General features: G+C 34.5%; 8 protein-coding genes and 1 tRNA gene. 6 read left to right on the forward strand and 3 right to left on the reverse strand.

Annotated features, from left to right (window positions below):
* The first annotated feature begins 17 nt into the window (after positions 1–17).
* From CW752_RS02955 to CW752_RS02975, 5 genes are all read left to right on the forward strand, one after another.
* Positions 18–842: a hypothetical protein gene (locus tag CW752_RS02955; RefSeq protein WP_101238306.1), complete on the forward strand. Its 825-nt coding sequence runs from the start codon at positions 18–20 to the stop codon at positions 840–842.
* A 112-nt stretch (positions 843–954) separates the two neighbouring features.
* Positions 955–1,791 (forward strand): hypothetical protein, encoded by an 837-nt coding sequence (locus CW752_RS02960; RefSeq protein ID WP_101238307.1) that lies wholly within the window; start codon positions 955–957, stop codon positions 1,789–1,791.
* A 74-nt stretch (positions 1,792–1,865) separates the two neighbouring features.
* Entirely contained in the window at positions 1,866–3,095 is a 1,230-nt protein-coding gene (locus CW752_RS02965; protein WP_133121642.1) for a hypothetical protein, read from the forward strand.
* A gap of 84 nt (positions 3,096–3,179) precedes the next feature.
* Entirely contained in the window at positions 3,180–3,569 is a 390-nt protein-coding gene (locus CW752_RS02970) for a hypothetical protein (protein WP_101238309.1), read from the forward strand.
* Between the two features lie 19 nt (positions 3,570–3,588).
* Positions 3,589–3,843: a hypothetical protein gene (locus CW752_RS02975; RefSeq protein ID WP_133121643.1), complete on the forward strand. Its 255-nt coding sequence runs from the start codon at positions 3,589–3,591 to the stop codon at positions 3,841–3,843.
* Between the two features lie 379 nt (positions 3,844–4,222).
* Here the strand turns inward: CW752_RS02975 and CW752_RS02980 are convergent.
* From CW752_RS02980 to CW752_RS02990, 3 genes are all read right to left on the reverse strand, one after another.
* Positions 4,223–4,294 (reverse strand) — tRNA-Arg (locus CW752_RS02980).
* A 75-nt stretch (positions 4,295–4,369) separates the two neighbouring features.
* On the reverse strand, positions 4,370–6,136 hold the full coding sequence (locus CW752_RS02985) for a TonB-dependent receptor (protein WP_101238311.1): 1,767 nt from the start codon (positions 6,134–6,136) through the stop codon (positions 4,370–4,372).
* Positions 6,137–6,206: 70 nt separating this feature from the next.
* Positions 6,207–9,170: a tetratricopeptide repeat protein gene (locus CW752_RS02990; RefSeq protein WP_101238312.1), complete on the reverse strand. Its 2,964-nt coding sequence runs from the start codon at positions 9,168–9,170 to the stop codon at positions 6,207–6,209.
* A 253-nt stretch (positions 9,171–9,423) separates the two neighbouring features.
* On the opposite strand from CW752_RS02990, the gene CW752_RS02995 reads away from it, so the two are divergent.
* Positions 9,424–11,664, forward strand: a complete 2,241-nt coding sequence (locus CW752_RS02995) for a CocE/NonD family hydrolase (protein ID WP_101238313.1) — start codon at positions 9,424–9,426, stop codon at positions 11,662–11,664.
* Positions 11,665–11,732: the final 68 nt, after the last annotated feature.

Consider the following 11,732-nt stretch of genomic DNA (forward strand, 5'->3'; position numbering starts at 1 on the left):
TTTAAAATTCAGTAATAATGAAAAAAAACTTAATTATCTTATCTACAATTTTGTGTTCTAGTTCCGTTATATCACAAGTTGGCATTAATACTTCAAGCCCTAATGCTACTCTTGAAGTATTAGGAGACCCAGCCAATGCTTCTAAATTGGATGGAATTATTCCCCCCAGAATTACAGGTGCAGAATTGCGAGCAAAAAACTATGGTGCTAGCCAGATAGGAGCTATGGTATATGTAACTTTAGCGGATACTGCACCTGCCGGCCAAACTATCAATGTAACAAGAACAGGATATTTTTCATTTGATGGTACAGTGTGGCAAGCTGTTTCAACTCCTCCCTTGAACCTGCCCAATGGTACAGGGAGTGTTATTTCCATTAATGGAGTACAACAAATAGCCCAGGAAATTTCCGTAAGAATGTCAGCAGATTGGAATATACCCAGTACAGCATCACTAAGTATAGGTAATATTACAGTCAAAATGATCGACAATTATAATTCTTTTACAGGTTTGGCTACTAGTAATTCCTTTACGATAAATACTACCGGGACTTATTTTTTGACTATGAATTTTTCTGTGCAGCCGCAGGGAAATTCGTATGATGGTAATTTTTATTATGGCATTTATAATGATTCTGATGCTGCATGGGGATCTCAGCTTTTACAAACATTACATTTGGTAAATGGAGATGTGTCTAACCTGGCTTTCAATGTTGCACTAGACCTTACTGCCGGAAAAATTTATTCATTCAGAATTCTTAAATCTGTCTCCTCAAATTTGATAATAAGAGGTCAATTAAGTGGAAATCCTTCCACCTTTTTCTCTGTTAAACGACTTAAATAAAAATATTAGGTACCACCATATATCCGAACAATTCTAAATGAATAAGAATATATTATAATTACCAAGTTTAATTTACGATAACACAAAAAAAATAACTCTTAAAACTTAAACAATGAAAAAAAACCTAATAACTTTATTTGGAATCTTGTGCTCTGGTTTGGCCTTCTCGCAAGTTGGTGTAGGTATCAATACTACAAACCCTCAAGCTACTTTAGATATTGTATCTAAAACAGCGACCCCTGCAAACAAAATCATAAACGTTCAAAATAGTAATGCTACAGATTCAAATAACCTAAGTATATATGAAGATAGTAGAACTTATATAGGGAAACCGGATAGTGTTACTCCAGATGCTACAAATGATGCATTGGTTAATATTTATGGTAATGTAACCCGTTCAGCACTTAAATTGGTAAATCCTCCACTTACTCAGGATAAACAAACAGGAAATATTGCGGCAGGTGTGAATTACGACAGGCTTTCACCTGCATATATCGATGTAAATGGAAATATTGTCAAAGGATATGATGTTGGAGCCGCTACTTCATTAAATTTTGATGGAAGCTATAGCCTTACTACGACAGGTTTAAAAATAACGGATATTTCCCCTTCAGCAATGCTTACTTTTAAAATTTATACAGGTCTGGTATTTGGTCCTGCCGGAACTGGATCTAGCATCTTAGCAACTGCCAATTTTGGTATTAATACAGGATTTACAGTTTCTAATTTCGCATCTGGAAGCGGATCAGGCTCAACACGTTATGCCGCTACTGCAACCGCTGTAAATAATGGCAATACAACAATTTCGGCATTTACTTCAACACTTACTTTTGCTTTTGGAACAGGTTCAAGTTTAGAATTTTATTACCAAAATAATGCTATATATGCTCGTGTAGTAGGAGGAACTACAGGAAGTATATTAATATTTGAATCAAAAAGATTTAGATAAGTCTTTTTATTTTTTTGTTAATGTTGATATATATTGTAAGATTCTAATATACACAAATTAAAAAATTAATAGCAATGAAAAAAAACTTAATAATTTTATTTGCAATCTTGTGCTCTGGTTTGGCCTTCTCGCAAGTTGGTGTAGGTATCAATACTACAAATCCGCAAGGAGTTTTCCATGTGGATGGAGCCAAAGATAATCCAGCAACGGGAACTCCTACTGTTGCACAGCAAGCCAATGATGTGGTAGTACTTAATAACGGCTATGTGGGAATAGGTACAGTATTACCCAAGCAACAATTACATATTACTGAGCTTAATACTACGAGTGGAATAACAAACAGCTTTATCTCAGGAATAGCTATTACGGGAAATGGAACAGCTTCAACATTATCCGGACCTGGTTTCTATCTTGAAAATCTAGCAGCAGCGGCAGGAAATAAAGTTTTAAAAATCAATTACACTCAAAATGCGACAGAACCTGTTTTGAATTTTCAAGCTGTAAGTGATAATGCAGGAATAAGTAGTGGACAAATATTATCTATTACACGTTCGGGAAAAGTAGGAATAAACAATACTGGCAACCCGGCAAGTAATCTCTCTATAAATGGAAATGCTTCTATTGGTAATGGTTATGCCAATACTGCAGCTCCAACAAACGGAGCAATTATTCAAGGGAATGTCGGGATTGGAACTACCGCACCATCAACCAGATTACATATTAATTCTGCTACAAACGGAGCTGTACGAATTGTTGATGGTACACAGGGAGCTAACAAAGTCCTAACATCGGATGCAAGTGGAACAGCAACATGGCAAGCTCCCACGGTACAATCTGTTACGGGAATAGCAACATCGGGTTCCATTGATATTCCCTTTGCTGATTCTTCAACCTATATGGCAACTGGAAATAAAATCACGTTGCCTTCTGGGAAATGGGCTCTCACCATTACTCAGCTTATACGTGTTAACGGGACACTAGCAGTGGGACAAAAAATGTTTGTAAGAAGTACTTTCTCAGACCAAACTTTGGCAGTAGGGGCTATTGGTACTCAATCCACAGATGTAATAAGACCTACTTTAATGAGTTTTTCTGTGGTAGGCCCTATAGCTGTAGCAGGAAATACTATAGAAAATGCGGTAACAGGTTCTGTTTTCATCAATAATACCTCGGGAGGAGACAAAACTTATACTTATATTGTAGGAGCTGCTGTCACACAAGGAAGTCCTCCCAGTTCAACTTTCATAAGCGGCTATGGAGGCAATTGGTCTGAAAATGCATTATATGCTATCGCAATTAACTAGGTATTAAACCATACACAAATGATGTATGATAACTTTGATAACCACCATTTTCTATAATGAGACCATTAAAAATAATCTATTACCATGAAAAAGTTATTTTTATCAATTGTTTTAGGGGGAGCTGCTCTTTTAGTAACAGGATGTAAGCAGCCTGCGAAGACTGTTTCTTCAAAACCTCAAACTCTGGTTAGCACTGACAATATTGTGAAAAATGTTTATGTTGATGATGAGTTTGGAGATGATGAAATGGAAGTTGTTATTAATAATACTCACAATACTGTAATAATCCATTTTGAAGGGGAAACCTACCAATTGAGTAAAAACAATGATTTGCCAAGCTATACAGCGGAAAATCCAGAATACAGATTTTCTGATATTAAAGGCGAAATTACTTTTTTAAAAAAGGACTCTGAGATGGTTCTCTTTCACCATGAACCCAATAATAAAAAATCATCAGAAAAAGCTTCCAATTAATTTTGCTAAATCAATCATTATGAATTATCAACAAGCTATTCAACATAAAAAAGAGATTCTAAAGAATACTAACGAACTTATCACTGTCCCATATTTTGAAATTCTGATTGTTCCTTCAAAAGCAGAAGACTTTGAAAGATTTATGAAATATTATAAACTGTTTCCAAAAGAATTTAATGATAACACCTGTACCAAATTTTCGACTGATAATGCATACATGGTGTACAGATTTTGTGAAGATAATGCTTTAAATTTTAGGGAGGGGAAAATATAATCATTCTGAATAATTATTATAAAAATTAAAATTTTGTCTTATTCCGAAATTGGATACGATTCTAAAAACACATACACTAATACACTAAAATTTAAAAAGCAAAACCTTCGCAATAGCGGAGGTTTTATTTTATAATTTGGAAATACATATAAATTTTAAAAATATTGTTAATAACACAAGTTAAAAACTCACACCAGTTGGGAGAATAGTAAAAAGGCTGCTAAAAAAGAGGGGCTAATACTATAAAAAATGGTTGGAGGCTAAACAGAAACTAAAGGCTTTTTAAGTCGCTATATTTTTTATCAATATCCACAAAGATAACCTGATTGCGTTTATAACTGTGTATATAATAAAAAAAGCCCCTAAAAAGGAGCTTTTGTGACCGCAGAAGGATTCGAACCCTCACTGTCGGAGCCGAAATCCGAAGTTCTATCCATTAAACTATGCAGCCGTATTCATCAGTAATGAATGATAAGTAATGAGTAATTCTCAAATTACTTATCATTCATTACTGATTACTTATATTTTAGAAGGTAATCTTCACACCACCCAAAATCTGAGGACCCAAAACTTTATAAGCTTTGTACGTCTGATATTTTGAGCCCAGAAGATTATTTCCGAGTGCGAAAATACTGAAATTTTTGTGAATTTTATACTCTGCAGAAAGATTTAAATCAGCGTAACCACCAACTTTATCGTTTGTATTCTCCGTAGACTGGAAAATCATACCAGGATTGGCAACCCCTTCAATCGTATAAGAATTTGTCGTTCTGTCACTTGCAAAGATTCCTTTGAAACCTAACAATAATTTTTTGTCAAGCATTGTATATTTAGCTCCGATGCTAGCATTGAACAACGGAACGTTGTAAATATTGTCGTAATTCTTTAAACTGTACTTTGTAAACCTTAGCTCTCCATCAATAATTAGGTTTGCTAATGGAAAATACTGCACACTACCTTTGATATCACTTATATTTCCGTCGTCATATACCGCAGAAAATGTATTGGCAAAATCATAAGCAGAACGATTCATGGTGTAGTTATTATCAAAAAGGCTATTCGCCTTGAAGAACATAATATCTTTCATCTTTCCAAAGCCTGCAGAGAAGTCGTATTTCAACGTTTCATCAATATCTCCTCTCAATCCTACATAAAAATGATATTTGGTCTCTGTTGGCTTTAAATACTGATCAGAAAGAATATATGGATTGGCCTGCAACATATCGCCATATGTATTAAGCTTTAGACCTCCGTCTACCCCACCGTAGAATTTAAATTCTTTAGCTGCCGCAAACTGGAATTCAGCTTGTGGAAACCAATAGGTTTTATTGTTCTTTACCTGATCCATTAGCTTATTTGAGTTTTTAGCATTCAGGAAAGAAAACCCTGAACCTAACATCAAATAAGATTCTCCTTTTCTAAAAGTTACTTTTGGAGTCAAATTAGTATTGAAAAAATTGGAAGAGTTTTTATCTACTATCGCAAAATCTGTTTTTACAGCTTCCAATCCTACTCCTAAATCAGCATTCAGATTAATTCCTGATTTACCCAGCTCAACGGCATGTTTCGAAAAATTAGCCAAAATGGAAACCTGGTTTTCCTGAGCATCAAAATGATCTTTCAGGAATGATGATTTTACTCTTACATCATTTAAGATTTCATTAGAATAAAAATCATAGTATCCATTCACCTTAAACTGGTTTACCTTCTGCTTCAAATCAACATCTGCAGATGGTTGCAGGGCATAAATTCCATAATAATTATAGTTGTCTAATCCATACTCGGCATTGATATTGAATTTTCCTTTTTCTCCGTAAGAATTTAAGAAAGCTCCGATCGTAGCTGACGTTTGACCTGATTTCCAATCATAATCTTTTTTAAGACCACTTGTAGAAAGTAAATGAACATCCGCTCCTACTTCAAACTTATTTTCAAGGGTTTTGGAAACATTTCCATCTAACAGGATTTTACCATAATTACCCATGCCAAACTGGACGTAATTATTCTGGGCTGTTCCATCGAATTTTGGAGCAACATCCTCCCCTTGAATTGTTGAAGTTTTAAAATCCGAAACCGCAGGAACATCCGTAATGGTATATTTTACGGGGTTCTGTGATTTCTCTTCCGGAGGATAATTCTTAATGGTTTCTACCGAAGTCTTCTTCTTCTCGATCTTCTTCACTTCCGGTTCTCTTTTTTTATTAAGAACCAGTTTTTCCTCTTTGATCTGGGAAAACGCCACCGACGAAACCCCTAAAAATAATATGGATAATAATTGAATTTTTCTGTTCATTACTATTGGGTGTATTTGTGTATTGATACAAAAAGTACAATGACTTTCACATCAATAGGATACTACATTTTTACTTTTTAATCTGCTTTTTAACATCCTTAGCTTCTGCAACGATTTCAGGGAAATCTTTGTAGTTGGCAATAATCTGGTCGCATGTATAACTCGCCTGATAATTATCTTTCAAACCAATATAATTTTTAGCCATCAATACTAAAGCCTTCGCACCCCAATATTCTTCTGATGCATAGTTATTGGCAAGCTTAAAGATCGTTTCATTGGAAGATTTAAATGCTTTACCTTTATTCTGATAATAAGCTTTAGCATATAACGCTTCTGCCGCTACTGTTGTATTGGAAGATTTTTCAAGAGAAGCATATGCAGATTGTGCATCCTTATCTTTTCCTGAATTCATCAGACTTCTTGCTTTAATTACTTTGGCTGTTTCAATCACAGCAGCAGAATTCTTAGAATTAGCAATCACCGCATTAGCTAATTTTTCAGCTTCAGAGAAGTTCTTTTCATTAGCATATAGCTTCATCAACTCCACATTCGCATAATTTTTGATGCTGATATCGGAAGAGTTCCTAATACTTTCAAGATATTTTTTCGCTTCGGCAGTATTACCTTGTGCAATAAAAATCTGTGCTAAACGGGTTTGTGCATCATCCTGATAATCGTTCTGAACAGCAGCCACTTCCTGTAAAACAAGAAGTGCTTTTGTTGAATTATTCGTTTGATAATAACTTTCTCCTAATTCATATTTAGCTTGATAAAGACCTTCTCCTGTAGGGTTTTGCGTTAAATATTTCTCATAATAAGAAATAGCATTTTTATAGTCTTTCTTAGAAAAATATTGCTTCCCGGTAGATAAATTGATTTCATCAATTTCTGATGCATCAACATTAACTCCTATATTTCTTGCAAAGTTTTCATAGCCTGAAACATCTCCGGTTTTCGTGAAAATAGGTTTTGCTGCCTGAACGATTTTCTGTGCATAAGCTGTATTTTTATACTGTTCTGCCAAAGATTTCAATTCGGAAAGCGCTTTATCATTCTGATTTTGATCGATGTAATTCTGAGCCCTATAAATAGAAGCATTCGCAATAAGATCTTTATCTGAAGACGTTTTGATTACTTTTCCAAAATAATCATTGGAATTGGCAAAATCATCCTGAGCTGCATAAGCTGTTCCTATTTCGTATTGGGCATCATCATAATATTCGGAATTCGGATATTTCGATAAAAGGTTCTTTAGATTATTAATTTTTGCCTGCGTATCTCCTTTAAATCCTAAAGCCATTGCTTTTTGGTATAGCGTATAATCCGTTGCATCATCGTTTTTATCATAGATGGCAATGGCTTCATTCAGATCATTATTAGCATAATGGATGTCTGCCAAACGAAGTTCTGCATCATTTTTAAATTCAGGTTTCGGATTAGTCAGGTATTGTTTGAAATAGGTCGCTGCCTGATCAAATTTTTTAGATTTAAAATAAGCATATCCTAAATCATATGGTAACTGTTGTTTTTCCGGGAAATTCTCGTTAAGAAGTTTTTCGTAACGAACTATAGCAGACGGATAATTTCCTTTCTGGTAATATACCTGAGCCAGCCAATATAAAGCTCTGCTGTTAAATTCTTTATTAATATTAAATCCGAGACTTCTCAGGAAATACTTTTCGGCCTCGTCATAATTTCCTTTATTAAATTCTTCCGTCCCTAATAAATAAGAAACTTCCTGATCTACTTTATTGATCTCAGGAGTCGAATTCTGTAACCTGTCGATAGCATTCAACGTTTCTTTATAGTTTCCGGAATACAAATATGATTTCACCAATAACGATCTCATTTCTGATGCATTGGCTCCATCCTGATTTTCGTTGATATAACTTTGAATAACCGCTGACGGACTTTCAAATGGGTTTCCGATATCGTAACTCAATTTCGCGTACTGCTCATGAGCCAGTTTTTTCACTTTCGCATCATACTCCATCTGATAAGAAGAACGGAATGCAGAAAGTGCTTCCTGCTTTTTATCAACTGCCAGATAAGCATTTCCCAATTGATAATAAGCGTTCTGTGCTAATGCAGAATTGCTGTTGATAAGCTGGTTATAGTAAGAGACTGCCTCGTCGTATTTTTTAAGCTGAGCCGCTACAAACCCCATTTCATATAAGTCGTTCTCAGACGGACTTTGTTGTACGTTCAGATAATCTTTCAAATGTGGATAAGCAGAAGTATAATCCTTCTTCATAAAGTAACTCTCTCCAATGATCTTATGAACTTCCGCTTTATAAGAATCTGAAATATTTTCGTTCAATAAAGAATTTCCTTCAGAAATAGCCTTGTCATAATTCTTATCATTATAGTACATCTGTACATAATAAGGACGTACCAGCTTGGAAAACTTATCCTGATCTTTTATAGAATCAAAATATTGAAAAGCTTTATCATTCTGCCTGTTGCTGTAATATAGATGGCCCAGCATATAGGCAATATCTCCTTTTTGAGACTGATCCGCCGTTTTATAAGCTTCTTCCAAAGCATCAATAGCTCCTTTAGAATCTCCCGTCATAAACTTGGCATATCCCAATTTTAGAATATACTGTGTATTTTCCTCTTTAGAAAGTTGATATTGGTTTACTTTTTTCAAAGTTTCCAAAGCTTTATCAAAATCTTTCTTAGCCAAATAATAATCGGCCAAAGGAAGATTTGCCTGAGCAAAATAAGCAGAATTCGGATATTCTTTCATAAAAGCCGTTAATCCTTCTTCCGCATGATTCTTCTGAAGAATCACTCCGATCACATTATCAAAAAATTGCGCCGCCTCCTTTTTCGAACGTGACAAATTCTGATTGTAGAAATATTGTCGTGCATATTCGTATTGGGAGGCGTTGTATATTTTGGTCTGGTAAAGATTTTCAGCTAGATTGAATCTATAATTTTCTTTCTGTGTAAAATATTGAGACTGTTGAGCATCGGAGATTCCGAAATAAATGACCGCAGCCGCTAAAAGTATTTTTTTTGATTTCATTCTTCTTGATATAAGAAAATTAGTCTACATAAGTTAACGAAAATATTAAAAACTTATTGTTTAAGCAAGTTTTAACAGATTTAATAATCTAAAATATCAAATTCGCAACAATGAAATCATTTCACTGTTTTATGATAAAAATTCTTACTTTAGTCTGATAAAAAATTAAACAACTTAAGTATACCTTTCAAAATTCTTTTGATTTGATACTTTTTCAACAGCAGCTAAAAACATACCAGAAACCTTCTATGTCATGAAATTTAAGATACTTTTAGCATTAATTTTTGTGAACCTGATGCAGGCGCAAAAGTTTTCTTTCCCTAAAACAGCCGTTACAGACTCTCTTATTTTAGAAAAACAGATGCCTGAACTTGCCCAACAAGTGATCAACCATCTTCATTCTTCTCAGCATAAACTGAAAAACAACATCAATTTTTTGGATGATTTCTTCCGCTTACAGATCGCTGCAAAAGACTATCAAAAGGCAATCAATACCTTAGCCGATTACCGCAACGAATATGCAGATCACAATATGGCCGGAAATAAATTTCTAGGATATGAAGTGTACAGTATGGCTAAATTGATAGAGAAAGAGCGAAAAATTATTTTTCCGGACGCTCTCCAAATTGCATTTAACACAAAATACGAAAGCCTTCCCGATCAATTGACAACCAGGTTAGGACTCATATTGGATGGTGATGTAAATAATTATAAAAAAACGTTCAGGAAAGCCCTGGACAAACAAAAAGATAAAGACAACATCGATTATGTTTCAGCCTTGGCGCTATGTAAAAGTTATATCAACTATAAAATATATTCCGGTATTAAGCCTCAGGTCATGAAATTACTGGCATTAAAAGACAAAGCCCAATATATCATAGAAACAAAAGACCTGACATTAAAAAACGGGAGTACTCTAACGATTACCATTGTCAGGAAAAAAGCAAACACATCTCCCCTTCCGGTTATCCTTACCAGTAATATTTACGCAGGACCATTTGATGAATACTTTGGGAAAAGAGCAGCGTCCTATAATTATGTAGGAGCTGTAGTTAATACTCATGGTAAAAGAAATAGTAATGATGTCAATAATCCTTTTGAACATGAATCACAGGATCTTTATGAAGTGATAGACTGGGTTTACAAACAACCATGGAGCAATGGTAAAGTAGGTATGATCGGAGGAAGCTATTTAGGGTTTAGCCAATGGGCTGCTGTAAAAAAATTACATCCTGCTTTAAAAACAATTGTTCCACAAGTAGCAGTAGGAATCGGGATTGATTACCCTGCCCAAAATAATATATTCATGAGCTATATGCTACAGTGGATTCGATATGTCACCAATAATAAACTGACAGATGATGCGGACTTTAGTAATGCCACAAAATGGGATTCCATTAATACAGCCTGGTACAAAAGTGGTAGATCATTCCGGGCTTTAGATTCAATAAGTGGTAAACCCAATAAGATATTTCAAAGATGGCTGGATCATCCGGGGTATGATGAATATTGGCAAAAAATGGTTCCTTACAAAGAAGATTTCAGTAAAATAAACATTCCGATTTTAACGACTACAGGATATTATGATGATGATCAAATTGGCGCCTTATACTATTTTAAGCAACATCATCAATATAACAAAAATGCTGATCATTATCTGGTAATCGGACCTTATAATCATGGTGGAGCACAAAGCTACGGTTTTACTTATGTAAACGAAACTCCCATAGACCCTGTTGCCAGAATAAGTATTGACGACCTGGCTTTTTCATGGTTTGATTATATTCTTAAAAACGGGAAAAAACCAGAACTTTTAAAAGATAAGATCAACTTCCAGGTGATGAATACCAACACATGGAAACATGTTTCTGATCTTGATAAAATGCACAATTCTGCCCTCAAATTTTATCTTAAGGATCGTAAAGACAATTCTTCGGTTTTCAATCAACCTCATCAACAAAATTTTACTAAACAAATTGTTGACCTTAAAGACAGGGATAAAAAAGACACGTACTATATCATCAGCAAAAAAGACAGTATAAAAACGACCAATTCCATATATTTCGAAAGTGAAGTACTGGACAAGGATCTTATCATCAGTGGAAACCTCTCCGGTTTTTTCAATCTTTCCATTAATAAAAAGGATTTCGATACAGATACCGCCTTATATCAGATACAACCGGATGGAAAATCATTTTTATTATCCAATCATATGGTAAGAGTAAGCTATGCTAAGGATAATGCCGTAAGACAACTTCTGGAACCAGGTAAAAGTGTACAGATTCCTATAAAAAACTCAATAGTCATCAGTAAAAAAATAGAAAAAGGAAGTAAATTACTGCTATTAGTAGGTGTTAATAAAAATCCACGCTGGCAAATTAACTATGGTACAGGCAAAGATGTAAGTGATGAAACCCTACAAGATGCCGGAGAACCTTTGGAGATAAAATGGTACAACGACAGCTATGTGGAAATACCTGTCTATAAGGACTAAAGACTATTGACAAAGCATTTTTGCGCAAATGTTGTTAACAGCTGTTAACATCAAAATAAAAAATCATT

This window comes from Chryseobacterium sp. PMSZPI (genome assembly GCF_002835665.1).
In the GTDB taxonomy this organism is placed as follows: Bacteria; Bacteroidota; Bacteroidia; order Flavobacteriales; family Weeksellaceae; genus Chryseobacterium.